The organism is uncultured Albimonas sp., assembly GCF_963977235.1.
Lineage (GTDB): Bacteria > Pseudomonadota > Alphaproteobacteria > Rhodobacterales > Rhodobacteraceae > Albimonas.
On sequence record NZ_CAXBOD010000005.1, the window covers coordinates 22,812 to 47,596 of the forward strand.

General features: G+C 71.5%; 21 protein-coding genes. 10 read left to right on the forward strand and 11 right to left on the reverse strand.

The window, feature by feature from the left end; all coding sequences use genetic code 11:
- Positions 1–18 precede the first annotated feature (18 nt).
- Positions 19–999, reverse strand: coding sequence for a GlxA family transcriptional regulator (locus tag AAC134_RS05350; protein WP_339948031.1), 981 nt, complete (start codon positions 997–999; stop codon positions 19–21).
- Between the two features lie 113 nt (positions 1,000–1,112).
- Here AAC134_RS05350 and AAC134_RS05355 point away from each other — a divergent pair, with 113 nt between their 5' ends.
- Entirely contained in the window at positions 1,113–2,078 is a 966-nt protein-coding gene (locus tag AAC134_RS05355) for an alpha/beta hydrolase (protein ID WP_339948032.1), read from the forward strand.
- 74 nt (positions 2,079–2,152) lie between these two features.
- Here AAC134_RS05355 and AAC134_RS05360 read toward each other — a convergent pair whose 3' ends face one another.
- The 4 genes from AAC134_RS05360 to AAC134_RS05375 all read right to left on the reverse strand — a co-directional run bounded on the left by AAC134_RS05360 (position 2,153) and on the right by AAC134_RS05375 (position 6,030).
- Complete coding sequence (locus AAC134_RS05360) at positions 2,153–3,775, reverse strand: GMC family oxidoreductase N-terminal domain-containing protein (protein ID WP_339948033.1); 1,623 nt, start codon at positions 3,773–3,775, stop codon at positions 2,153–2,155.
- 197 nt (positions 3,776–3,972) lie between these two features.
- Positions 3,973–4,758 (reverse strand): alpha/beta hydrolase, encoded by a 786-nt coding sequence (locus AAC134_RS05365; RefSeq protein ID WP_339948034.1) that lies wholly within the window; start codon positions 4,756–4,758, stop codon positions 3,973–3,975.
- A 166-nt stretch (positions 4,759–4,924) separates the two neighbouring features.
- Positions 4,925–5,704 (reverse strand): SDR family oxidoreductase, encoded by a 780-nt coding sequence (locus AAC134_RS05370; protein ID WP_339948035.1) that lies wholly within the window; start codon positions 5,702–5,704, stop codon positions 4,925–4,927.
- Positions 5,701–6,030, reverse strand: coding sequence for a nuclear transport factor 2 family protein (locus AAC134_RS05375; RefSeq protein WP_339948036.1), 330 nt, complete (start codon positions 6,028–6,030; stop codon positions 5,701–5,703). The genes AAC134_RS05370 and AAC134_RS05375 overlap by 4 nt, the downstream gene beginning before the upstream one ends.
- Before the next feature lie 125 nt (positions 6,031–6,155).
- On the opposite strand from AAC134_RS05375, the gene AAC134_RS05380 reads away from it, so the two are divergent.
- A complete protein-coding gene (locus tag AAC134_RS05380) occupies positions 6,156–7,079 on the forward strand; it encodes a LysR substrate-binding domain-containing protein (RefSeq protein ID WP_339948037.1) in 924 nt (307 codons plus the stop codon).
- 36 nt (positions 7,080–7,115) lie between these two features.
- On the opposite strand, the gene AAC134_RS05385 is transcribed toward AAC134_RS05380, so the two are convergent.
- Positions 7,116–7,577, reverse strand: coding sequence for an Lrp/AsnC ligand binding domain-containing protein (locus AAC134_RS05385; protein ID WP_339948038.1), 462 nt, complete (start codon positions 7,575–7,577; stop codon positions 7,116–7,118).
- A 242-nt stretch (positions 7,578–7,819) separates the two neighbouring features.
- On the opposite strand from AAC134_RS05385, the gene AAC134_RS05390 reads away from it, so the two are divergent.
- The 6 genes from AAC134_RS05390 to AAC134_RS05415 all read left to right on the forward strand — a co-directional run bounded on the left by AAC134_RS05390 (position 7,820) and on the right by AAC134_RS05415 (position 15,000).
- Positions 7,820–8,590, forward strand: coding sequence for an alpha/beta hydrolase (locus AAC134_RS05390; protein WP_339948039.1), 771 nt, complete (start codon positions 7,820–7,822; stop codon positions 8,588–8,590).
- A 263-nt stretch (positions 8,591–8,853) separates the two neighbouring features.
- Positions 8,854–9,627 (forward strand): response regulator, encoded by a 774-nt coding sequence (locus tag AAC134_RS05395; RefSeq protein ID WP_339948040.1) that lies wholly within the window; start codon positions 8,854–8,856, stop codon positions 9,625–9,627.
- Positions 9,628–9,729: 102 nt separating this feature from the next.
- On the forward strand, positions 9,730–10,029 hold the full coding sequence (locus tag AAC134_RS05400) for a hypothetical protein (RefSeq protein WP_339948041.1): 300 nt from the start codon (positions 9,730–9,732) through the stop codon (positions 10,027–10,029).
- Positions 10,029–11,015: a cytochrome c peroxidase gene (locus tag AAC134_RS05405; RefSeq protein ID WP_339948042.1), complete on the forward strand. Its 987-nt coding sequence runs from the start codon at positions 10,029–10,031 to the stop codon at positions 11,013–11,015. The genes AAC134_RS05400 and AAC134_RS05405 overlap by 1 nt, the downstream gene beginning before the upstream one ends.
- Positions 11,012–13,291 carry a DAHL domain-containing protein gene (locus tag AAC134_RS05410; protein ID WP_339948043.1) on the forward strand — a complete coding sequence of 760 codons (2,280 nt, stop codon included), beginning with the start codon at positions 11,012–11,014 and terminating at the stop codon, positions 13,289–13,291. The genes AAC134_RS05405 and AAC134_RS05410 overlap by 4 nt, the downstream gene beginning before the upstream one ends.
- Before the next feature lie 788 nt (positions 13,292–14,079).
- The gene (locus AAC134_RS05415) at positions 14,080–15,000 is read left to right on the forward strand and encodes a hypothetical protein (RefSeq protein WP_339948044.1); all 921 of its coding nucleotides are present in this window, start codon (positions 14,080–14,082) and stop codon (positions 14,998–15,000) included.
- A gap of 188 nt (positions 15,001–15,188) precedes the next feature.
- Here AAC134_RS05415 and AAC134_RS05420 read toward each other — a convergent pair whose 3' ends face one another.
- The 3 genes from AAC134_RS05420 to AAC134_RS05430 all read right to left on the reverse strand — a co-directional run bounded on the left by AAC134_RS05420 (position 15,189) and on the right by AAC134_RS05430 (position 19,481).
- Complete coding sequence (locus AAC134_RS05420; RefSeq protein WP_339948045.1) at positions 15,189–16,721, reverse strand: DUF1254 domain-containing protein; 1,533 nt, start codon at positions 16,719–16,721, stop codon at positions 15,189–15,191.
- Between the two features lie 58 nt (positions 16,722–16,779).
- Complete coding sequence (locus AAC134_RS05425; RefSeq protein ID WP_339948046.1) at positions 16,780–18,270, reverse strand: DUF1214 domain-containing protein; 1,491 nt, start codon at positions 18,268–18,270, stop codon at positions 16,780–16,782.
- A gap of 278 nt (positions 18,271–18,548) precedes the next feature.
- On the reverse strand, positions 18,549–19,481 hold the full coding sequence (locus AAC134_RS05430) for a helix-turn-helix domain-containing protein (RefSeq protein ID WP_339948047.1): 933 nt from the start codon (positions 19,479–19,481) through the stop codon (positions 18,549–18,551).
- Between the two features lie 1,099 nt (positions 19,482–20,580).
- On the opposite strand from AAC134_RS05430, the gene AAC134_RS05435 reads away from it, so the two are divergent.
- Both AAC134_RS05435 and AAC134_RS05440 read left to right on the forward strand, forming a co-directional pair.
- Positions 20,581–21,189, forward strand: coding sequence for a MarR family transcriptional regulator (locus tag AAC134_RS05435; protein WP_339948048.1), 609 nt, complete (start codon positions 20,581–20,583; stop codon positions 21,187–21,189).
- Between the two features lie 117 nt (positions 21,190–21,306).
- On the forward strand, positions 21,307–22,206 hold the full coding sequence (locus tag AAC134_RS05440) for an SDR family NAD(P)-dependent oxidoreductase (RefSeq protein ID WP_339948049.1): 900 nt from the start codon (positions 21,307–21,309) through the stop codon (positions 22,204–22,206).
- A 33-nt stretch (positions 22,207–22,239) separates the two neighbouring features.
- Here the strand turns inward: AAC134_RS05440 and AAC134_RS05445 are convergent, their stop codons facing one another.
- A complete protein-coding gene (locus AAC134_RS05445) occupies positions 22,240–23,109 on the reverse strand; it encodes an SDR family oxidoreductase (RefSeq protein WP_339948050.1) in 870 nt (289 codons plus the stop codon).
- Positions 23,110–23,163: 54 nt separating this feature from the next.
- Positions 23,164–24,708 (reverse strand): AMP-binding protein, encoded by a 1,545-nt coding sequence (locus tag AAC134_RS05450; RefSeq protein ID WP_339948051.1) that lies wholly within the window; start codon positions 24,706–24,708, stop codon positions 23,164–23,166.
- Positions 24,709–24,785 lie beyond the last annotated feature (77 nt).

Genomic DNA, 24,785 nt, shown 5'->3' on the forward strand with positions numbered 1-24,785 from the left:
TCCAGGAGGGCGACGCCTTCATCCAACCCCGAACCGCTTGCGGTAGGCTGCGGGCGTCGTGCCAGCCAGGCGATGAAAGACCTTACGGAAGGCGGCGGGGTCGGCGTAGCCGACCGTCCAGGCGATGTGGTCGACCGGATCCCGGGTCAGCTCCAGCGCCTCTCGGGCGCGGGCGACGCGCGCCTGCTGCAGGTACTCGACGGGCCGCAGCCCGGTCGCCTTCGCGAAGCGACGCAGGAAGGTCCGCTCGCCCAGTCCGGCGATGGCGGCGAGCTCGGCGATGCCGGGCCCCTCGGCCGAGCGGGCGTGCAGGTGATGCTGCGCCTTCAGGATCGCCCCGTCGCCATGGTCGAACCGGGGCTGGAAGGTCGCGAAGGGAAGCTGGCTGCGGCGGGGCGGATCGACCAGCAGGAAGCGCGCCGTCGCCAGCATGACCGAGGGGCCCATCAGCCGCTCCACCAGCGTCAGGCCGAGGTCCGTCCAGGCGAGGATGCCGCCGGCGGTCATCAGGTCTCCGTCCTCGAGCACCATCCGGGACTCCGCGACCTGCACCGCGGGAAAGCGCTCCGCGAGCGTGCGAGCGAAGGCCCAGTGGGTCGTCGCCCGCCGCCCGTCCGCCAGCCCCGTCTCGGCGAGCACGAAGGCGCCGGCGCAGACGGAGCCCAGCACGCCGCCCTCGGCATGCCGCGCCTTCATCCAGGCGGCGGAGACCGGCATCGGCCGCATCCGGTCGGGCGCGATCAGCGAGGGCGGGGCGAGGACATGGGTCAGGGCATGCCTCGCGCCGGGATGGCTGTCCCAGGTGCAAGCGACGCGGCCCTCGTCCTCGGACGCCGTCCAGTGGCTGACCCGCACATAGGGCGCAGCTCCTCCGCCGGCGCCTTGCGAGGCCCACTCTCCCGCGATCCGGAACAGGTCCGTCAACCCGTGCACCGCCGCCAGCTGGCACTCCGGGTAGATCAGCAGGCCGATCTGGGCCACGGGTTCGTCCGCCTTCATTTGTCAGTTCCGCCCCGGATGATGTCAGTTTCGCCAATCCCGCGCAGCCTCGGGCGCCCTTAGCTTCCTGTCCATCGAAACCGCGGCGCAGCCCGCAACGACGAGGAAGACCGATGACCCGGACCCTGCCGACGACCTCCTTCGACCTTGCCCGGCGCGCCCTGCTCGTCGGCGCGGGCGCGGCGACCGCCGCCCTCGCCCTTCCCCTCCGGCCGCAGGACGCGGCCGCCCAGACAGGAGCCGAACCCATGACCACCATCGCCACCGACGACGGCGTCGAGATCTTCTACAAGGACTGGGGCCCGCGCGACGCGCAGCCGGTCGTGTTCCACCATGGCTGGCCGCTGAGCGGCGACGACTGGGACGCGCAGATGCTGTTCTTCGTCGGCCAGGGCTACCGCGTGATCGCCCATGACCGGCGCGGCCACGGGCGGTCCGCGCAGGTCTCGGACGGGCACGACATGGACCACTACGCGGCCGACGTCGCGGCGCTGGCCCGCAAGCTGGACCTGCGCAACGCGATCCACGTCGGCCACTCCACCGGCGGGGGCGAGGTCGCCCGCTACGTGGCCCGGGCCGAACCCGGCCGGGTCGCGAAGGCGGTGCTGATCGGCGCGGTGCCGCCGATCATGGCGAAGACCGAGGCCAATCCCGACGGACTGCCGATCGAGGTCTTCGACGGCTTCCGCGCGGCGCTCGCGGCCAATCGCGCGCAGTTCTACCGCGACGTCGCCTCGGGGCCGTTCTACGGCTTCAACCGGGAGGGCGCGCAGGTCAGCCAGGGTCTCGTGGACAACTGGTGGCGCCAGGGCATGGCCGGCGGGGCCAAGGCCCACTACGACGGGATCAAGGCCTTCTCGGAGACCGACTTCACCGAGGACCTGAAGGCCATCGAGGTTCCGGTCCTGCTGCTGCACGGCGAGGACGACCAGATCGTGCCGCTCGGCAACTCGGCCCGCAAGGCGGTCAAGCTGCTGCGGAACGGGACGCTGAAGACCTATCCGGGGCTGTCGCACGCCCCCTTCGCAACCCATCCCGAGCTGGTGAACGCCGACCTGCTGGCCTTTGCGAAGGCCTGATCCGAACCTGCCGAGGCAGGCGGCGCGTCGCGACGCGCCGCCTGTTCTTTCGTTTGCCCGGCGGAGCGGGGCGATCAGGCGAACCCCGCCAGCTTCGCGCCATGCGCCGCGCAGATCAGATCCGCCGCCCGCTCTCCGATCACCACGCAGGGGGCCATGGTGTTGCCGACGGGGATCCTCGGCAGGATCGAGGCGTCGGCGACGCGCAGGTTCTCGACGCCGCGAACCCGCAGGCTCCCGTCCACGACCGACCCTTCGTCCCGGCCCATCTTCGCGGTTCCGCATTGATGCCAGAAGGTCACCGCGGCGTTGCGAAGGAATGCCTCCATGCCGGCGCGGTCACGGGGAGGGGGCGCGACCTCCCGCCGGGTCAGGTCGCCGAGGAGGCGGCTGTTCCCGATCTCCCGCGCAAGCTCCACGGTGCGCAGGGCGGCGGCCATGTCCTCCGGCGCGCTCAGCGTGTTCGGCTCGACCCGGACCGGGTCGTCCGGGTCGGGACCCGAGAGGGTGACCCGCCCGCGGCTCTTCGGCTGCGCGAGGCCGGCGAACATCGTCCAGCCATGGGCCGGCGTCTCGGTCCCCGTCGGGGAGGGCACGGCGAACTCGAGCTGGCATTGCAGCAGGTCCGGCGTCTCGAGGCCGGTCTCGCTGCGACCGTAGACGACCGCCTCGCAGCCGCCTCCGCCGACCGCCTGCGGCGTCGCGTATTCCCAGGTGCAGCCGAAGGCGATGTGATCCTGGTGGTTCGCCCCGACGCCTGCGAGGCGCCGCACCACCGGGATCCCGTGGCGACGCAGCTCGGCCTCCGGGCCGACCCCGGACTGCATGAGGACCTTCGGCGTGTGCAGCGCGCCGAGCGAGAGGACCACCTCCCGCGAGGCCGTGAAGCGGACGAGCGCGCCGTCGAGCAGGACCTCGACGCCGGTCGCCCTGGCGCCGGCGAACAGCACCCGAGTCACCTGCGCGCCGGTCAGCACGGTGAGGTTGCTCTGATGCATGAGGCGCCAGGCGTAGGATCGGAACACGCTCCGCCGCCGACCGTCGCGAATGGCCAGCTCCGCGATCGCGGCGCCGGAGGGCGCCTCCATCATCTCGCCGTTGGCGCTGTCGAAGCGGGGGACGCCGGCGAGGCTCGCCGCCTCCACCGTCAGCTCGGCGAGCGGCTGCGGGGAGGCCGGTTGGGCGACATGCATCGGCCCCCGCCGGCCCCGGCGCAGCGGGTCGGGCGCGCCGTGCCACGCCTCGATGCGGCGATAGCAGCCGAGGACGGAGGCGTAGCCCCAGGCCGGGTCGCCGGCCTCCGCGGCGAAGTGGTCCCAGTCCGCGCGGTGGCCCCGCGCCCAGACCATCACGTTGATGCTCGAGCCCCCGCCCAGGCCTTTGCCCATGTTGAGCGGCAGGCGGCGGCCGTTGAGGGTCGGGCACGGCGCGCTCTCGAAGGCCCAGTCGCGTTCGGAGCCGAGGTTCTCCGCCCAGCGCGCAGGCTCCATCACCGCGGCCGTCATGTCGTCTCCGCCAGCCTCGAGCAGCAGGACCCGCGCGTCCTGATCCTCGGCGAGCCGCGCGGCGACGACGGAGCCGCTGGTTCCCGCGCCGCAGACGATGAAGTCGTACTCGGTCCGCAGCTCCCGGCGGAGCTTCGACTGGGTTTCGAGGACCCTCCGGTCGTGGTCGGACAGGTGTTCGGAGCGATGCATCTGGGGGTCATCCTTGCAATGGCGTCGCCGGCGCGCGCGTCTCCGGTCTCCGCGCGTGCGGAGCCCGCGGAGGCGCTGCTCCGGCGGTTCGGGAAGGTTCAGGGGGGGAGGGGCGGCCGCCCGCCTGCGGCGCCGGACGCCGTGGCGGCCGACCGCCCGGGGGCGCGAGCCGGGGCGAGAGGAGCCCCGGGACCGCTTTAGCGCGAGACCGCCCGCGCGGCGCCGTCGATGGCGTCGGCGACGGCCTCCGGCTGGGTCAGGAAGGGCACATGGCTCGCCTCGACCTCGAGGACCGTGGCGCCCATGCGCTCGGCGGAGGCGTGCAGCAGCCTCGGGTCGATCGCCTTGTCCTGCGTGGCGATCACGGCCCAGCTCGGCTTGGTCCGCCAGGCGGCGTGGCCGATCTCGACGTCGAACACGGCCATGTTCAGCGGGACCTGGGAGTCGCGCAGGAAGGCCGCGTCGGCGTCGCTGAGGTCTCCGGCGAAGCCGATCTTGAAGCTCTCCAGCTTCACGAAGCCGAAACCGTCGTCCTGCGTCTCGATGACGAATTCGGGCGGCGGCGGAAAATCGCGGAACTGGTCGGCGCCCGTCTCGCCGACGTCGGGCGCGAGGGCCGAGACGTAGACCAGCCCGGCGACCCGCGGGTCGATCCCCGCCTCGGTGATCACGGCGCCGCCATAGGAATGTCCGACGAGGATCACGGGCCCGTCGTGGCGGGCCAGCACCCTGCGGGTGGCGGCCACGTCGTCGGCGAAGGAGGTCAGCGGGTTCTGGACGACCGAGACCCGGTACCCGCGCTGCGTCAGCGCGTCGTAGACGCCGCGCCAGCCGGAGCCGTCGGCGAAGGCCCCGTGCACCAGAACCACCCCTCGAACGCTCTGGGCGTCGGGAATCGGGCCGGCGGGCCCGGCGAGGGCGGCGGCGGCGGCGAGCCCGAAGGTCATCGCGGTCGCGGCGAGGGCGATTTGCGTGGGTTTCATCGGTGTCTCCATGATTGCAGTCGATGCGGCGCCGGCGGGCGGAGGAGGCGCGCCGCCTTCAGGGACGGTCCGTCCTCCCCGCTTCCGGCCCGTCGGGGTATCGGCGGCCGGCGTGTCGCCGCCGCGTCGGTTCGCGCCGGTCGCGTTTCAGCTGAAACGGGGCCGCTCAGGCGGTGGGGATCGTGCCGCCGTCGATCACCACCTCCGCCCCGGTGATCGAGCCGGCGCGGGAGGAGGCGAGGAACGCGATCAGGTTCGCCACCTCCTCTGGCGTGGAGGGGCGCCCCAGCGGGATGCCGCCCAGCGACTTCATGACGATCCGCCGCGCGCCCTCGCGGTCCGTGCCCGCCTCCGCGGCCACCCGGTCGACGAGGTCGACCGAGCTCTCGGTGTCGATCCAGCCCGGCGAGACCCTCAGCACCCGCACGCCGCGCGGCGCCGCCTCCTTGGACAGGCTCTTGGAGTAGGTGGAGAGGGCGGCCTTGGCCGCGGCATAGGCCGTGGTCGCCTCCGGCAGGGGCAGCCGGCTCTGGATCGAGGTGACATGGATCACCACGCCCGCGCCCTGCTCCAGCATCCCCGGCAGCAGCGCCCGGTCGAGGCGCACCGCGGGCAGGAGATTCAGCGCCAGCTCCCGCGTCCACTCGGCCTCGCCCAGCGCCGCGAACCCGCCGGCGGGCGAGGCGCTGCCGCCGAGGACATGCACCAGGATGTCCACGCCGCCCAGCCGCGCGCGCGTCGCCTCCGCGACCGCGTCGCAGCCTTCGCGCGTCGTCAGGTCGGCCTCGACGAACAGCTCCTCGGGCAGGTGGGGCGGCCGGGCGCGCGCCGTGGTCAGCACCCGGGCGCCGAGCTCGCGAAACAGGGCCACGGTCGCGGCGCCGGCGCCGCGGGTGCCGGAGGTGATCAGCGCCCGCCGGCCTTCGAGATCGAGGAACCCGCTCATGCCCCGATCTCCAGCCGGCGGATGCCGGTCTCGGCGAGATCGAAGACGAAGCGGAGCGTGGCGGGGCTGCCGGGAAAGTCGCCGGTCACGCGGGCGCGGACGATCGTCCGGCCATCCTCCGTCGTTGCGTCGAGCGGTTCGTTCTCGAACCGGTACTGGGCCCGGGCGTCGCGCCACCAGGCGCGGATCGCGTCCGCGCCCGCATGCGTCTCGCCCTCGTCGCGGACGGCGCCGTCGGCGGCGAAGCTGCGGGCGACGGCGTCGGGATCATGGGCCGCATCGGCGGCGAAATACGCGGCGACCGGAGGGGGGAGTTCGAGCGACATCTCTGCGTCTCCTCTGCATCGAGGCCGGCGACGGGATCGCGCCGGCTGCAGGGACCAAGGTGGCCTCGCCGCGGCATCCTGATAAGCTGGACGGCGCTGCATGAAATGATGAAGGAATCGGGACGATGAAGGGCTTCGCCGAGCTGGACGCCGTGATCGCCGTGGCCCGCCGCGGCAGCTTCCGCGCCGCCGCCGTCGATCTCGACATGTCCACCACCGCGCTCAGCCACGCCGTCGCGCGGCTGGAGGGGCGTCTCGGCGTCCGCCTCTTCAACCGCACCACCCGAAGCGTGGCCCTGACCGAGGCGGGGCGGACCTTCGTCGCCCGCGCCGCCCCGGCGCTGGAGGAGCTGCGGGGGGCCATGGACGCGGTCCGCTCGCAGGGCGGCTCGCCTTCGGGCGTGCTCAGGATCAACGGCGCGCCCGGCGCGGCGCGGGAGATCCTCGGCCCCCTCGTGCTCGAGTTCCTGCGCCGCTTCCCGGAGATGCACGTGGATCTCGTCACCGAGGGCCGGCTGGTGGATATCGTGGCGGAGGGCTTCGACCTCGGCGTCCGGGCCGCGGACCTCGTGCCGGCGGAGATGATCGCCACGCCCCTCGGCCGGCCGCTGCGCCACGCGGTCGTCGCCTCGCCCGCCTATCTGGAAGGCCGGACGCCGCCGCGGATCCCCGAAGACCTGCGGAGCCACGCCTGCATCCGGGTGCGCCTGCCCAACGGCGCGCTCTATCGCTGGACCTTCGAGAAGGCGGGCGAGAGCGTGCAGGTGGAGGTCCGGGGCCCGATCACCGTGGACGAGGCCGGTCTGGCCAGAGGCGCCGCCCTCGCCGGCGTCGGGATCGGCTATCTGCACGAGTTCGAGGTGGTCGAGGAGATCGCGACCGGGCGCCTGGTCCGTCTGCTCGAGGACTGGACGCCGCCGCTCCCGGGGCTCTGCCTGTATCATCCCGGCCGGCGGAACCAGTCGGCCGGGCTTCGCGCCTTTCTGGCGTTGGCGCGGGAGGTGACCGCAGGCCGGGTCAAGGGAGAGACGGCTGGCGGAAGGACATGAGGCGACGGCCCGACGGCGCTGCTCGCCGGCGATTCGTCAGAAGGGAAGGCGGCCGTTCTCCTTCACCTCCTTCATCACGAAGAAGGTCCGGGTCTGACGCACGCCGGGAAGGCCGATCAGCTTCTGCCCGTGCAGCTTGTTGAAGTCGGCCATGTCGCGGACGCGGATTTTCAGCAGGTAGTCGAAATCGCCGGCCACCAGGTTGCAGTCGAGCACCTCCTTCAGCGCCAGGACCGCCGTCTCGAACGCCGCGAAATCCTCCGGGGTGGAACGGTCCAGCACGACCCCGACCATGACCAGCGTGCCGAGCCCGACCGCCGCAGGCGAGACCACGGCCCGCACCTCGGTGATGAAGCCCGCCTCGAACAGCCGCTGCGTGCGGCGGTGGCAGGTCGCGGGGCTGACGCTCACCCGCGCCGCCAGTTCGGCGTTGGTGAGCCGGCCCTCGGCGTGCAGGTGGCGCAGGATGCGCAGGTCGATTCGGTCCAGCTCGCTCATGAAAGGATCTTCCGAAAACCGCCCGCTCGACGGGGCCAGGCATCGCTCTGGATAAGACCTGAAGCGGCGCTGGCGCAATCCGGGCGTCATCTTCGAGAGCACCTTTCCGAGCTTCGGCGGTAGGGTCTCCCTCGCGAGCACGGCGGATCACGGCGACGTCCGGAGAGGCCGGCCTGGGCCCGGGACGCGCCTGAGCGTCCTGATCGCGCCGCCCCCGAGCGGCGCCCACGGAGACCAAGACCATGACCCTGAAACGGATCAAAGCTCTCGCCGTCGGCGGGGCGCTGACGGCCGCGCTCGGCGCGGTCGGCCCGGCCCTTGCGGACCAGATCGACAACGTCGTCATCGTCCACGGCGCGCTGGCGGACGGCTCCGGCTGGCGCAAGGTGCACGACCTGCTCGCCGCGAAAGGCTACGCGGTCACCGTCGTGCAGCCGCCGATGACGTCGCTCGCGGACGACGTGAAGGCGACGCGGCGCATCCTCGACCTCCAGGACGGCCCCTCGGTGCTGGTGGGCCACAGCTACGGGGGCATGATCGTGACCGAGGCGGGCGCCGCCGAAAACGTCGCCAGGATCGTCTACATCGCCGCCTTCCAGCCGGACGAGGGAGAGACGCTGCTCGACCTCGCGACCGGAACGCCGCCGGCCAGCACCGGCATCAAGGCCACGCCCGACGGATTCCTCTACCTCGATCCGGAGGTCTTCGCGGCGGACTTCGCCGCCGACCTGCCGAAGGCGGAGGCCGAGTTCATGGCCCGCTCGCAGGTGTTCCCGGCCGCGGCCGCCTTCGAGACCCCGGTCGCCGCGCCGGCCTGGAAGGACAAGCCGAGCTGGGCGCTGATTCCGACCGAGGATCGCGCGATCAACCCCGAACTGATGCGCCGGATGGCCGAGCGAGCGGGCAGCGCCGCGGTGGAGATCGCCGCCAGCCACGCGGTCTTCGCCTCGCAGCCGGAGGCGGTCGCGGCCCTGATCGAGACGGCCGCCGAGGCCCTTGCGCCGGCAAACTAGCGCCACCGCGGCCCCGGGGCATGGGCGCCGGGGTCGCCGCCGCCCCTCGCGCAGGCGGGTCGCCGGACGGTCCGGCCGCTTTCCACGGGAGAGGGCCGCGATCCCGCCCGCGGCGTTGCGTTTGAAACCTGATCCGCGCTCGCCCGAAGCCGGGCTGCAACCCAAGGCGCGTCTCCTGCCTCCGCCGGACCGCATCCGCCGGAGGCGCCGGACCGCCGACGCCGTCCCCCGACCCTCCACGGACTCCCGCCAAGGAGCCTCCCATGCTGAACCGAGATCCTCGCGAGGCGCGCCCCGCGTCCGACGCGGCCGGCGCCCCCAAGCCCGGGCATGTGCTGGTGGTGGAGGATGACCCGGCCATGCGCGAGATGATCCTCGAGTACCTCGAGGACCGGGCCCTCCCCGCCGCCGGCGCCGCCACCACGGCCGCGGCGCGCCGCGCGCTGACGGCGAGCGAGCCCGGCCTCGTCCTGCTCGATCTGCAGCTCGGGCGGGAGGACGGCCTCGACCTCCTGCGCGAGATCCGCTCCGCCTCCGACGTGCCGGTCATCATCATCACCGGTCACCGCCGCGAGGAGATCGACCGCGTGGTGGGGCTCGAGCTCGGCGCCGACGACTACCTCGCGAAGCCCTTCGGCCTGCGCGAGCTGCTGGCCCGCATCCGCGCCATCCTTCGCCGGCAGGAGATCGGCCGCACCGCCCGCGCCCGCGATCCCGAGCGCGGCGGCTATCGCTTCGCCGGCTGGCGGCTGGAGCGACGGGCCCGCCGGCTGACCAGTCCCGAGGGACGGGAGACCCCGCTGACGAAGGGCGAGTACGCGCTGCTGCGCGCCTTCCTCTCCGCCCCCGGCCGGATCCTGTCGCGCGAGCAGCTCCTGCAGGCCACCCGCGTGCACGAGGACGTCTTCGACCGCAGCATCGACGTCCAGGTCCTGCGGCTCCGGCGCAAGCTGGAGGCGGACCCTGGCAACCCGACCCTGATCCGGACCGAGCGCGGCCTCGGCTACGTCTTCGCCGCCGAGGTGGAGGCGTGGTGAGCGCCTGCATTGCAGCCGCAACCGTTCCGCGCCCGCCCGCGACGCCGCCGTAGCGCGAGAGCGCCAGTCTCGACGCATCGAACGAACGCCAAGGAGGCTTCCATGCACCTCGCCGACATTCCCCTCCCCCAACACGACGCCCGTGCCCGCGCACGCGCCCTTCGCGACGTCCGGCGCCGGCCGGCGCCGTTCGCTTTCCCGACGCCGAGCCTGGGCGGCATCCTGGCCGCACCAGGACGCTTCTGGGCGCGCTTGAGGGCGCTGCTCCGGGCCCTGCGTCGCGAGCGCCAGCTGTTGCGGGGCATCAATCAGCTGCACCGGCTCGACGACCGGTCGCTGCGCGACATCGGCATCGAGGATCGGAGCGCCATCGAGGCGCTGGTCCGTGGGACCGGCCGCTGATGGGCCGTGGGCGGGCGCGGCGGGCGCGGCTCGGGCTTGCCGCGCGGGGGGCGCGCGCCGGCGCGCTCCTCGCGCTCGCGCTGGCCGCGCTTCCCGCCGAGGGCGCCGGTCCGGGTCTCGCTCCCCCCTCGCCCGCCGGCCCCGCGCACGAGCCCATCGCCCCGATCCCGGCTCCGCCTCCCTCCGACCCGCTGCGGGTGGCGCTGGGGGAGGCGCTGTTTCATGACCGGCGCCTCTCCGGCGACGGGTCCCGAAGCTGCGCCTCCTGCCACGACCTGACCGCCAACGGGGCCACGGCTGCCGCCCTCGACCGCGGAGCGGACGGACGACCGCTTCCGGTGAACACGCCGACCGTGTTCAACGCGGCCCTCTCCTTCCGCCTCAACTGGGAGGGCCGGGCGCGGACTCTGAAGGACCATGCCGCCGCCTCCCTGCTCAACCCCGCGATCCTGGCCGCGTCTCCCGAGGACGTCGCCGCCCGCCTCGCCGCCGACAAGGCGCTCTCCGACCGGTTCCGCGCCGCCTACGGCCGGGAACCGGATGCCGAGGCGCTGGTCGACGCGCTCGCGGTCTTCGAGGCGTCCCTTCTCACCCCCGACTCCCGCTTCGACCGCTGGCTGAGGGGCGAGGCGGCGGCCCTGTCGCCGCTGGAGCGCCAAGGCTACGACCTCTTCAAGTCCGTCGGCTGCATCTCCTGCCATCAGGGCGTGGGCGTGGGCGGCAACCTGTTCCAGCGCCACGGCGTGTTCGAACCGCTGGCCTCGCCCGAGCCGGCGGTGGTCCGCGTCCCGAGCCTGCGCAACGTCGCCGTCACCGCGCCCTATTTCCACGACGGCGGCGCCGCCACGCTGCGCGAGGCTGTGGCCCGCATGGCGCGCTCGCAGCTCGGCGTCCGCCTCCCCGAGGCGGAGGTCGCCGCGATCGCCGCCTGGCTCGGCGCCCTCACCGGCGAGTGGCGCGGCCGCCCGCTGGAGGCGCCGCGATGAGGCTCGCCGCCTTCGCCGCCGCCGCCACGCTGGCGATGGTGCTGGCGACCTGGTGCGTTCTGGGCATCGCCGGCGCCGACGCGGGCCGGACCCGCGCGGCGGCCGCAGCGCTGGACGCCTTCGAGCGTGCCGAAAACCTCCTGCACCGCGACATCCTGCGCGCCCGCTCCGGCGCCCTGCGCAGCTACGACCCGCTCGTCGAGCAGCTCGACCAGATGCGGGCGGCGCTGGACGGCCTGCGCGCCTGGGCCATGGCCGACGCGACGCTGGCGCCCCTTTGCGCCCGCCTCGGAAGCCGGCTGCAGCGGACCGAGGCGCTGACCGAACGCGTCAAGACCACGAACGCTCTCCTGCAGAACTCCCTCGCCTATTTCGGAGCGCTCTCCGCAAGGGGCGCGCCGGCCGAAGCCGATCTCGACGGACTTGCCGCCGCCGTGCTTCGGCTCAGCCTCGATCCCTCGGCGACCGCCGCGCTCGACAGGCGGCTGGACGACGCCTCCGCCCGGGCGGAGGCTGGCGACCGAGCCGCTCTGCTGGCGCATGCCCGGATGCTCCGCCGCCTCCTGCCGGTGAGCGACGGGCTGCTGCGCGGCCTGTCCTTCGTGATGGCGAGCCCCGAGATCGCCGACCTCGCGCGGGAGATCGACGCGCGGCAGGCCGCCTTCTCGGACCGCGCGGCGTGGGTCCGGCAGGTGCTCTACGCCCTGTCGCTGACGCTGGCGGCGGCGCTGTTCGCGCTCGGCCTCCAGCTCCGCGCGCGGGCCCGCACGCTGCTCCTGCGCGCCCGGCTGGAGCGGGAGATCGCCCGCATCTCCACCCGTCTGATCACGGCGGGACGCGGCGGGGCCCTGGACGCGGAACTGCGGGCGGGCCTTGCGACCCTCGCCGGCTGCCTGCGCGCCGACAGGGCCTGGCTCGCCTCGGACGACCGCCGCCACCTTGTGGAGTGGGGCGCGCCAGCCGCCGCCCCGGCGCACGCCCGGCGTCTGGTCGTCGCGAGCGAGAACGCCGCCTTCGGTCGCGCCGCCCTGGGCTTCGAAGCCCGTCGCCGTCTTCGCGGCGGAAACCAGGAAGCGCTGCTGCGGCTCGCGCTCGACGCCCTCGGCGGCGCGGTTCATCGCGCGGCGCTGGAGGCGGAACGCGAGCGGCTGGAGGCGAGCCTTCAGCGGGCGCGGCGGGCCGAGACCACCGGCGCCCTCGCCAGCGGCATCGCACACAACGTCAACAACATCGTCGGCGCCATCCTCGGCCATTCCGAGATCGCCGCCGAGCATGTCCCTCCCGACGGGCGCGCCGCCCGAAGCATCGCCGAGATCCGGCGCGCCGCCGCCCGGGCCCGCGACCTGGTGGACCAGGGCCTCGCCTACGGCCGGGCGGCCGCGGCCACGGGCGTGGTCGACCTCGCGCTCCTGATCGAGGAGACGCGGCCGATGCTGGAAGTGTCGCTGCCGGCGGCCGCCGCGCTGAAGATACGCCTCGCCGGCCGCGTCGTGATCCCGGGCGACGCCACGCAGCTCCAGCAGGTGATCCTGAACCTCGTGGCCAACGCCGCGCAGGCGCTGGAGGGCGAAGGCGCCGTGACCCTGGCGCTGGAAACCCGCCGCGCCCGGACGCCCCCTGCGTCCGCGCGCCGGTCCCCCTCGGGCGCCTATGCCGTCATGGCGGTGGAGGACGACGGGCGCGGCATGGACGAGGACACCCGCGCCCGCATCTTCGAGCCGTTCTTCACGACCCGCGCCGGCGGCGTCGGCCTGGGACTGCTCACGGTCCGCGCCATCGTCGAGGCTCATGGCGGCGCCGTCCTCGCCCGCAGCGCCTCCGGCCGCGGCTCCCGCTTCGAGGTCTGGCTTCCAATCGCGTCCGCGGCGTCCCGCGAGGTCCTGCCCGGGACCCGCGGCGGCGGAGAGGTCATCGCGATCATCTCGGACGACGAGCCCTGGCGGATGCGGCAGGAGGAGGTGATCGCCGTCCTCGGCTACGAGCCGGCGGGCTATGCCACCCTCGAGGCCGCCGTCGCGGCGCTCCGGGGCGGACGGGCCTTCGAGGCGGCGCTGCTTCGCCTCCCGCGAGGGGAGGCCCCGGGACATGCGACTGCGCTCCTGCGCGACGTCATGCCCGCTGCGCCGATCATGCTTGCGGCTCAGGACGTGGAAGGTCTCGATCCCGCATCCCTGGCGAAGGCGGGCGTCCACGAACTGGTTCCCTCCGACGCGCCTGCGGAAATGGCGCGCGCGCTGACCCGATGCCTCGCCGCCGCGCGCACGGCAGTTTCGTGAGGCGCCGCAGCGCCTTGCCCGGGCGCGGCGCCGCGAGCCCTTCCTGAGGAGCGATCCCGCTTCACCAGCCAAGCGGCACGAAGCGGGGGCGCCGCGACCGGAGGCTCGATATCGCCTGCCGTCGACGTTCCCGGCGTTGGAGGGTGCGAAGACTCTTTCGACGCCCGGAAATCAGCCGCGCCTTTCCGGGGCCATCGCCGGCAGCTCAGGGCGGGAAGTGCTCGTTTGCTGCGAGTGACACCCGTGTCCGGATTTCCTCGAAGCCCCCCCTTCCCTCGCTCTCGGGCGAGGCTTGAGAGATCACCTGGAAACCGCTCAATTTGCGGCAGGCGCGCCGAGGACGTCCATTGAGAATACTATGGTTTCGCCTACGCCTCGCAGCTCGGTTGCTGAACACTATTGCCAATAGGGCTAGGCGCCATCTTCGGCACGTCCTCGCCTCGATGCGACGACTGCGAGCGCCGCCGTCATGCGCGTGACAGCCATCCCGGACCCAACCCGAACGAAAGCGGTTGCAGTGTACCGTCCTCGCGCTGCAAAACCTCGCCGCGAGCCAGCACGGCCTGGGTTGGCGGTTTCATCCGCAAGAGTTCGAGCACTTCCACTGCTGCAGGCCCCGGTCGGGGCCAAAAAGCTTGCTCATCCGGCAGATCTACGCAACCCTTCCGTCAAAGTGCAGGCTGCGCAATGAATATCTGTTGAAGTGTGGGTCGCGCGGTTGCGACATGTAGTGCCGGTTCAACTGAGAGGCATCATCGAGATGAAGTGCGGGTGATTGGAGAAAGAAGATGTGCTTCAAGAATAGTCCCACAGTTTTAGTCTATGCGGCTGTTATTGCTGGATTTGTGCTTTCGGGTTGTGAAAGCACCAAGGTTTCGGACGACAGCGCGAACCGAATAAGGGCTCAGATCGATGCTTACATGCGGCAGTCTGAGCGGCGTCCAGATCAGGCGTTTATCGGACAAGGCCCGCTGACCGTCGTCGCTGACAGGATCAGCCACCTCAATTCGAATTTCGATCGGACCGATAAAAGAAATTACTATGTGTATCCTTGTACGGAAGCGTCTGGAGCGACGGGGCTGTGCGTCTATTATACCGACGCCAATGGTCAGCGCATTCCCAACAGTGAGCCCATACACCGACTGAATTATTATGGCAGCGAGATCTATGGCCCATACTTTCAAATAGATCAGTGTGCGGTCGTGAGCGGCTTGACGAAGACATGCGCTCCTGATGACGGAAAGGTTTCTCTTGTCGCGAACGGTTCAGGATATTCAGGCAGCATTTTTACTACAAGCTTGGTGACCTGGTATCAGGATCAAGCCGGGGCAGCACGCTCCGCTGCGATACGCGAGATCATGCTTCCGCATTTGCTCGACGGCCGCATCACGCGCCAACAAGTTCGACAGCAAAACCAACAGATGTTTGATGTGGTTGGGAGCGTCATCGATGGCCTGGTCAGCGGCGCGGCGGCCGCTCGGGCTGGCTCCTCGTCGCCCGCTCGGGCTGGCGCCTCGTCGTCTAGTCAGGATGGCGCATCAGGGTATGATTGCCCAATGAAATCCGAAGGCACAAGCAACCAAGCCTACAATGACTACCTTGGGACATTGATATCAAGCACGGGTGATACATGGTACGGTGCTTGCAGAATAAACACTGCGCAAAATCAACATCTGGTTAACGATAGAGACATCAAATCGATACAATGAAGTCAACTTTCATCACGCAAGTGCAGCCCCAGCACGTCGGTTGAGACGCGATCAATAGCCGTTTCAGGGCTCAAACACCTGGGTCATTTCGATATTCGACGCAGTCAAAGTCGGATGGGCTTCTCGTAGCCGCTGTCGCTGGGTCGGGGACGCCGGCGGCGTGGCGCCGGCGTCCCTCCCTGCGGCGCCTACTGCGACTTGACGATGTCTCCCGGCTTCCAGGAGCCGTCGATCGCGGCCTCGCCGGGAAGGTAGAGGCGCAGGATCGCGAAGAAGCCGCGGCCGGGGGCGGTGGCGAGCCAGTTGGTCTCCGCGCCCTCCGGAGGCGTGGGGGAGAGGTGCAGCGTGGTGCTCCCGTCCTCGGCCTGCTCCGGCCGGTCGAGCGTGCCCAGCGAGGGGAACGGCTGGCCGTTGTCGAGACCCGAGGCGTTCTCGGCCTCGTAGAGGGTGACCGACCAGAACAGCTCGGCGGGGATGTCGGCGGGCAGGTTCAGCGTGTAGCTCTCGTCGCCCGAAAGCGGCGCGCCCTCGGCGTCCTCGAAGGCGATCATGTAGTAGGCGCCCTTGCCCGGGGTCATCGAGACCATGCCCGGGCTGATCGAGTAATAGTCGGTGAAGAACCAGGCCCGCGTGTCGAGCGCGCGATAGCCGGTCCCGCCCCGGGTCTCGAAGCCCAGGCCGATCGGGGTGTCCGGCCAGCGGGCGTCGAGGTTGTTGACCGGGTTCAGCCACCTGCGGTCCTCGTAGACGCGGAAGTCGGCGCCGTGCAGCGAGGGCTTCATGCCGATCACGCGCGAGGTCCTGTAGGCGGTCTCGGCGGCCGCATCGAGGATCGCGCGCGTCTCCTCGTCCGGGGCGAAGTCGCGGCCCTGCGCGATGCCGAGCCCGGCGAGCATCCCCAGCCAGTCGGGACCGGCGAGGTTCGCGCCCTCGTCGTCCACGATCGTCTTGAGCTGCTCGAACGCCTCGACGTCGCGGCGCGGCAGCATGTCGATCTCCATGCCCGAGCCGTCGGGGAATTCCATCGGCTTCGCCTCGGCCTTGCCGCCCAGCGGGTAGATCACCGAGCGCTTGAGGATGTCGACCGCGGGGGAGGTGTCGGCCGGGTCCGCGTAGAAGGAGCGAAGGAAGATGAAGACGTTGTTGGTCGACGAGCGATAGACCCAGTGATCCTCCGGGACCTCGCCGTCCCAGCCGGGCGGCGCGATCAGGAAGGTTCCGCCCTCGCCCCGGTCGGGACCGGGCAGGCCAAGGTCGCCGAAGAAGTCGACGCCGTCGACCGGCATCGGACGCTGCCAGAAGTCGAGCAGGATGCCCTGCAGCTTCGGCGGCGCCTCGAACACCAGCGGGCCCGTCTCGGCGAGGTCGGCGAAGACCATGCCGTAGATCAGGTCCGAGTTGGGCGTGGTGATCTTCGTCTTCGCGTCCAGCCGTTGGCTCCAGATCGGCATGACGTTGTAGCCGGTCCCGAAGGCCTCGGCCGCGCCGTCGCGCATGCCGGCGGTGTTCAGCAGCGGCAGCGCCCACAGATAGGTCTGCGTGGCGCGCGCGAAGATCAGCTCCCGCATCAGGGTCTCGGCCGTCTCGGGCGTGGCCCGGTTCAGCTCGAACGGCAGGGTGGCGAGCGCCTCGAAGCGCTCGGTCTGCGCCTGCGCGCCGGGCGCGAGGGCCAGGACGAGCGCGGCGGCGGCGGCGAGGCGGGGGGCATGGATACGCGACATGACGGCTCTCCGGTCCGGGGGGATCGCCCGCCGCCGCGCCGGCGGCGGGCGGGCGGCCTCACTCGACGATCTGGAAATCGGCGAGCGTGAACGTCTTGTCGAAGAACGCGGCCTCCGGGCCGTATAGGCGGAAGTAGACGAACCAGCCGTCGTCGCCGACGGTCGCAAGGTGGTTCGATTCCAGCCCCTCGGGCGCATCCGGACCCACGTAGAGGTCGACCGAGCCGTCCGCGTTGACCTGAAGCTGGTCCATCCGGCTGTCGAGGCTGACGTCGGCGATCTCGGTCCCGCCGTTGTCATAGGGCCGGCGCGTGGCCTCGCTGTAGAGGGTCAGCGACCAGAACTGCGCCACCGGCACCTCGGCGGGCACGTGCAGGACGTAGTTGCGGTCGGCGCGCAGCATCTCGCCGGAGGCGTCGCGCTTGGTGGTCATGTAGACCTGACCGGCGCCCGGCGTGGGGTTGATCATCCCCTTGCTCGAGGCCACCGCCTCGTAGAACCAGGTGGCGCGCTCGTCGATCTGCTGGAGGGTCCCGGTCTCCTGCTCGATGGTGAAGTCGAAGCTCTTGTACCAGGAGGTTCCCTCCCACCAGACCTCGGCGTAGCGCGGGTTCACCTGCAGGTTGCGGGTCATCAGCTCGCCCATCGCGGCGGCCTCGCGCAGGATCTTCTCCTGTCGGGCGGTCGGCGCGAAGGCCTCGCCCTTCACGATGCCCAGCGGCGCGAGCATGGCCATCCAGGGCTTGTCGATCTCGCGCACCGGCTCCTCGTTCAGGACCTTCGCCAGCGTCTCCCAGTAGGCGAGGCCGCGGGGGGAGGTGGCGCTCCATTCCACGTCCTTGCCGCGCACGAAGGTGCTGGCCGAGGTCTCTCCGACCGGGCCCATCGCATAGTCCGCGACGAACGTGTCGTAATAGGCGGGATCGGGATCGAGGATGCGGATGCCCACCAGAACGGTGTTGGTCTCGCTCTGGTAGACGTGGACGCCGTCCTGGTCGTGCGCGGCGGGATCGTCTCCGGGGCCGACGACGATGTAGGTCGCGCCCTCGCCCGCGTCGGGGCCGGTCAGTCCGAGGTCGAAGACCGGCCGCATCCACATGTCGAGCACGCCGCCCGCGGTCTGGCCGGCGGGGTAGTCGATCTGGACGGGGCCCTCCGAGAGGTCGGTGAAGTTGAAGATGTAGGGCGTGGTCAGGTTCGCGGTGACGATGCCGCGCTTCTCCTTCAGCGTCTCCAGCACCGCGAAGGCGCCGGGCGCGTCGGTCCCGTAGGCCTCGCCCTGGCGGTCGCGCCAGGTCGCGGCGCTGACCAGCGGCGTGCTCCAGATATAGGCCTGGGCGGCGCGCTGGGCGTCCATCTCGTCGAACAGGCGCCGCGAGGCGTCTTCGTCGAAGTAGCTGTCGGTGAGCTCGATCTCGCCGATGGGCGTGTCGATGGTCTCGTCGCCCTGGAGCGTCGCTTGGTCGAGGGGCACGGCCTCCTGCGAGGCCGCGGGCGTGGCGAGCATGAAGGCCGCAAGGGCCGCGAGGGGGGCGAAGGGTCTGGTCATGATCCTCTCCGTGTCGGATCGGCGGGTCGGGGTTCGGGGCCTCGCGCATCGATGCGCCGCCCCCGCATCCCGCTCGCGCACGCCGTCCGCCCCCTCCGCGCGCGCGTCGGGCGCGGAGGGGGCGGGGGCGGGCAGGTCGCGGGGTCGGGACATCGGCGTTCGGGGCGGCTCAAGGCGGGGGGCGGTCGGAGGGCCGGGGCGGCTGCACGCAGGCTACATGACCTTGCGAAACGTCGGGTATGCAGTTTGCGCCAAAACCCGGGGCGCGCGCGCGCGCGTCAGGCCGACGACTGCGCGCGCATCCGCATCCGCGTGTCCGAGGGACGCTCGCCGAACATCTCGCGATAGCGGCCGGCGAAGCGGCCCAGCTCGCCCACGCCCCAGCGCTCGGCGATCAGCGCGATGGAGCAGGCGGCCTCCCGCTCCGAGGCCAGGTCGCGGCGGATCCGGTGCAGACGGATGCGGCGGATATGCGGGCGGGGCGGCTCTCCCAGCAGGGATGCGAAGGCCCGCTGCAGGGTCCGCTGAGAGGTTCCCGCGGCCGAGGCCAGGTCGGCCAGCGTGATCGGGCCGTCGAGATGGGCCATGATGTGCTCGCGCGCGCGGGCGACGATGCGGGCATGGGCCCGGGGCGAGGGCCGCCCGGGTCCCGGCCGCGGCGCCCGTCCGTAGTGGCGGACCGCCGCGCCCACCAGGTCCGGCGCCAGCGCCGCCCCGCTCGCCTGCGTCTGCGCATGGATCCCGCGCAGGCGACGGCGCAGGCTGGCGATCTCGGCGGCGGGCAGGCCCTTTGGGTGGAAGCCGCTGCCGCCCAGCATCCGCCGCTCCAGCACGATCTCCTTCTCCGCCGCCGCCGCCTGAAGCTGGTCGAGAGACAGCGTCGCGGTCGCGTAGAACGCCCCCCGGGGGTAGAGCGCGTCATGCTCGTCGCCGGGCATGAACACGCCGATGCAGTCCTGCTCGAGGTCGCGCAGCCAGTGACGGGCGCCGGGCGGCACCTGCAGCCCGAAGCCGAAGGTCACCTGATCCGAGGACAGCGGTCCGCGCAGCGCCACGTCGCCGCCGATCAGCCCGCTGCTGAGCGTGACCCCGTCCGCCTCGGCGAAGGCGAGACTGCCGCCGAGCGCGCCTCGCGACATCTGCATCGCCTCGAGCCCGGCGTTCTTCACGCCGTCGGCCAGGTCCTCGATGCGCCGGATCGGCGCGCGCACCCATGTCTCCCCGCTCTCGAGCATCCCGCCCCTCGGCTTTGGCCGCTGTTCCACCCGCGCCCAGCGTATTGGAACGCAAGGGCCATGTCTTGGCTCGTCGAGACCCGGCGTCCCCGCCCATCCGGCGCCGAGGATGCGGCCGGATCTGCGGTGAGGCCGGACCGCGGGCGGAACAACATCGGCCCATCAGCCGGACAAGCGCAGGAGACGGCCGCACCAACCGGCGCCGGGCGCCGTCGGCCAGAGCCCGTTGCGCCTCGAGCGGTGCTGCCAGGCGCTTTGGCGAAGGGACCCGACGCTTGCTGCTGGTCGGTCGAATGTCCGGTCTGGGCCGACAACGGAGTTTTGCTCCCCGCTTGTATGTTGGCCCTCATTCGACTCGCTTCTCTGAGAAGCCGCGTCAGAGGAAAACTCGAATGACCCCAGCGCGAGCGAGCCCGGCGCCAACGTGCGAAGGCCTGGACGGGCTCGGGCGAACGTCATTGAGGCCCGGCAGCAAACTCGGTGGCGTTTGGAGCGAGTTCAAACCTGGCGAGCCAGGCGGATCCCGGCGCCTTACCCCCGCCGCGGAAACTGGCTGACGCACGGCCGACTGTCCCGGTGTTCCCCCGAGCGGATCGCGCCCTGCGGCGCGTGCTCTCGGCGGTCCGGGTCATCCAGTCATTTCAAGAGGAAGGAGTGGTGGTGGACACAGTCCTGCCCGAACCCTGCTCCGGGCCAAGAACAGTGGATTTACGGGGAGATCCACGCGGTTTCGGGTGCTGAAGGCAGAGTATGCCGCTGAAACCTTTTCATTCGCAAGGGGTTGCGGGCGAATCCCCTGTTCCGCGAAACAGAGAATTGATCCGGGCGATCAGGGAACTCTCGGGGGCGGAACAGGGAAGTTCGGCGCCGGAACAGGGAGCCCGGGGAAGCCGGCCGGCTCGCCCGTCGATGCGGTCCTCGGGCTCGGCCAGCAGCAAGGTCAACGCGTGGCCGTTCGCCTGGCGAAGGGTCTGGGCGAAGACCTCGCCGGGGAGTCTGTCTCAATGTCAGCGGGTCGTGCGCTCGCCGCCGGGGGCCGCGGCACGGAGCCGGTCCGCACCCGAGACTTGTCATCATGCGTATGATATTGAAGGTGACGGTAAGTTTTCGCCCGCATTTCGGCGGCAGCGATCGCGAAGGGAGCACCATGGAAGACGAGGCTGCAAGCGGCGACGGCCAGGAACCGGCGGGGCAGTCGTTTCGGATCGGCTTCCTCGTCCATGACGTCTCCCGGGTGCGGCGGACGCTCTTCGACCTGAAGATGAAACCCTACGGAATCACCCGCTCGCAATGGTGGGTGCTCGCGCAGCTGTCGCGCTACCTGAGCCGCAACGGGGAGGAGGGGATGCTGCAGACCGAGCTCGCCAAGAGGCTCGACGTGGGCAAGGTGGCGGTCGGCGGGCTGATCGACCGGCTCGAGGCGAGCGGCTTCGTCGAGCGACGTCCCGATGCGAAGGACCGGCGCGCCAAACGGGTCGTCGTCACCGACAAGGGCCGCGACGTGCTGGCCACCATGGTGGAGGTCGGGCACGAGCTGAACGACATGATCTTCGAGGGCGTGCCGATCGAGCGCATGCGCATCGCCGAGGAGGTTCTGGCGCAGATGAAGGACAACATCCTGCGCAGCTTCGAAGGCGAGAGCGAGGGCGGGGTCCGCGGCGGCGGACCGGAGCCGCTGGACTGAGAGGTCGGCCCCACGGAGCGCCATGGGCGCCGATTTTGTGTTGCGGCATATGGTAAGCAAGCGTACCAATCTCCCGAAGGCGACCGCAGGGTCGCGTCATCTTGGGAGGACTTGGCGATGGGCATCTGCGACGGCCGCGTGGCGATCGTGACGGGAGCGGGCCGCGGCCTGGGGCGGGCGCATGCGCTGGCCCTGGCGGCGCAGGGCGCCCGGGTGGTGATCAACGACCTGGGCTCGGCCGCCACGGGGGAGGGCGCCGACGCCAGCCCCGCCGGCCAGGTGGTGGCCGAGATCGAGGCGATGGGCGGCCAGGCGGTCGCGGACGCCTCGGACGCCGCGTCGTGGGACGGGGCGAAAGCGATGGTGGACCTGGCGCTCGAGCGCTTCGGTCGGCTCGACGTGGTGGTCAACAACGCAGGGATCCTGCGCGACCGGATGCTGATCAACATGACCGAGGACGAGTGGGACTCGGTCACCCGGGTGCATCTGAAATCCACCTTCGCGGTGACCCATCACGCGGCCAACCACTGGCGGCTGATGTCCAAGAAGGGCGAGCAGCCGGACGCGCGGGTGATCAACACCACCTCGCATTCCGGCCTGTTCTGCAACATCGGGCAGGCGAACTACGCGGCCGCCAAGGCGGGGATCGCCAGTTTTTCCATCGTCGCGGCGCGGGAGCTCCAGCGCTACGGCGTCACGGTCAACGCCATCGCGCCGCGCGCCACGACCCGGATGACCGAGGGGCTGCGCGAGTGGACGCCCGAGCAGCTCGAGAAGCGCAAGCCCGACTGGGTGGCGGCGCTGGTCGCCTGGCTCGCGAGCCCGGAGGCCGCCCCGGTCAGCGGCCGGGTGTTCGAGGCCTGGGGCTACGGCATCACCATCGCCGAGAGCTGGCAGCACGGCGCCACGGCCGAAGCCTCGCTGGATCCCGCGACGCTGGGCCCGGGGATCCTCGCGGCCCATGCGGCGTCGAGGAAGAACGCCGGCATCGACCACGGCGTCGAACTCGACCCCTGACGCCGCCGCCCCGTCCGGCGACGTCGGGCGGGGTCAGCTCCCGTCTTCGGGATAGAGATCGCGCACCGGCTCGAAGATCGGCTTGCGGATCGAGCGGTTCAGCCGGTCGCCCCCGTCCACCACCAGCACATGCCCGGTGACATAGGCCGCGAATGGGGAGCAGAGCCAGGTCGCGGCCCAGCCCAGCTCCCGCAGGCGGCCGGTGCGCAGGGCGGGGATGCGGATGCGCTCGGCCTCGTAGCCCTCGGGGCGGTTGCGGCGCATGTCGGGGCTGTGATCCGCGTGCGGGAAGAGGCCGGGCGCGAGGGCGTTCACGCGGATCCCGTCGGGCGCCCATTCCACGGCCAGGGTCTCGGTCAGACTGCGCACGCCGGACTTGGCGGCGGCGGAATGGGCGTGGCCCGGCGCGCCGCCGTCCACGTAGGTGGCGAGGATGTTGAGGATCGCGCCCGGCGCCCCCCTCGCCCGCGCGCGCGCATGGAAGGCGCGGCTGCACAGGAAGGTTCCGTCGAGCACGATGCCGGTGACCGCGCGCCAGCCGTTGGGGCTCAGGCGCTCGGCGGGAACCGGGAAGTTGCCGGCGGCGTTGTTGACCAGCACGTCCACGGGGCCCAGGGCCGCTTCGACGGCGTCGAAGGCGGCCTCGACCTGCGCGGGCTCGCGCACGTCCAGCGGGACGCCCAGCGCCCGCCCGCCCGCGGCCTCGATCGCCGCGACCCCCGCGCCGCGATGCGCCTCGCCCCGGCTCGCCACCGCCACGGCGGCGCCCAGGCGCGCGAATTCGAGCGCCATCGCGAGGCCCAGCCCCGTGCCCCCGCCGGTGACGAGGACCGTTCGGCCGGAGAAGCAGCCCGCAGGCAGCATCGTCGCGCCTTCCGGCGGCGGTTCGGACAGTCCGTTCATGATGACCTCCCGGTTGAGGGTTGGCGACGGGGGCGGCCGCCCCCGTCGCGGCGCTCAGGCGGCGTCGGCCGACGCTTCCGTCTTGAGTTGGTCGCGCAGGACCCGGCGCAGGAGCTTGCCCGTCTCGGATCGAGGCAGCTCCTCCACCACCTTGATCAGCCAGGGCTGCTTGGTCCTGCCGAGCCGGCCGCGGCAGAACTCGCGGGCCGCTTCGATCAGCGTCTCGGGCGCGGGGGCGCCCGGGGCGGGGACCAGGAAGGCCACCGGACGCTCGCCGAAATCCTCGTGGGGGATGGCGCAGACCGCGCATTCGGCGACCTGCGGCATCTCCTCGAGCGCCTGCTCCAGCTCCTGCGGGTAGATGTTCACGCCGCCGGAGATGATCATGTCGTCCTGCCGGTCGGCGAGGTGCAGCCAGCCGCCCGGCTCGACCCAGCCGATCTCGCCCAGGGTCTGCCAGCCCTGGGGGCTGCGGCGGCCGGCGGTCTTCTCGGGATCGCCGAAATACTCGAACTGGGAGCTGTCGGAGAAATAGACCCGGCCCTGCTCGCCCTCCGGCAGTTCCTGCCAGTCGTCGCCGAGGATCCGGATCCGCCCCTTCAGCGCCCGCCCGACCGAGCCGGGATGGGCCAGCCACTCCTCGGTGTCCAGCGCCGTCAGCCCGACGCTTTCGGAGCCGGCATAGTACTCGTGGATGATCGGCCCCCACCAGTCGATCATCCGCCGCTTCAGGTCCGGCGGGCAGGGCGCCGCGGCGTGCCAGGCGACCTTGTGCGCCGGCGCGTTGAACCGCGCCAGCCGCTCCTCGGGCAGGGCCAGCATGCGGCGGAACATGGTGGGGACCCACTGGCTCATGGTGACGCCGCGCGTCTCCAGCAGGTCCAGCGCCCGCTCGGCGTCGAAGCGCGGCATGATCAGCGCCGTCCCCCCCGACGCGGTGATCGAGAGCGACCAGCGAAGCGGCGCCGCGTGATAGAGGGGCGCCGGCGAGAGATAGCGGGTGTCGGAGGAGAAGCCGAAGATCTCGATCAGGTCGCGGGCGAAGGCGGGCGGCCCCTCGGCGAAGGCGGCGGGGTCGGGCAGCGGGCGCCAGATGCCCTTGGGCGCGCCGGTGGTGCCCGAGGAATACATCATCAGCATTCCCGGGGTTTCGTCCGCACGCGGCGTGTCGGGCTGGGCGGCGAGCGCGTCCGCGAGATCCTCGCACCCGTCCACCTCGCCCAGGGTCAGGAACCGGGTGGCCGGCAGGTCGGCGGCGGCGAGGGTCAACGCCTCGGCGTAGCGGGCCTCGCCCAGCACCAGCTTCGCCCGGCAGTTGGCGATGACATAGGCGACCTCGCGGGACGAGAAGGTGGTCGCGACGGGCGTGTAGTAGAGGCCCGAGCGATAGGCGCCCCAGACCGCCGCGATCACGTGGGGACCGTTGGGCAGCACCCCCGCCACGTGGTCGCCCCGCTCCAGCCCGGCCGCGCGGAACAGATTCGCGAAGCGGTTCGCCAGCGCCTCGAGCGCCGCGTAGCTCAGCGCCGGCTGATCGTCGAATTCCAGCGCCGGACGATCCGGCTCTCGCTCCGCCCAATCCCGCAGTCCGTATCGCATGATCGGCTCCTCCCATGTTCGCCATTGTCACTTGGCGCTCGTTTTATGGTATGACCGTTGAGGTCCCTTGCCGAGCG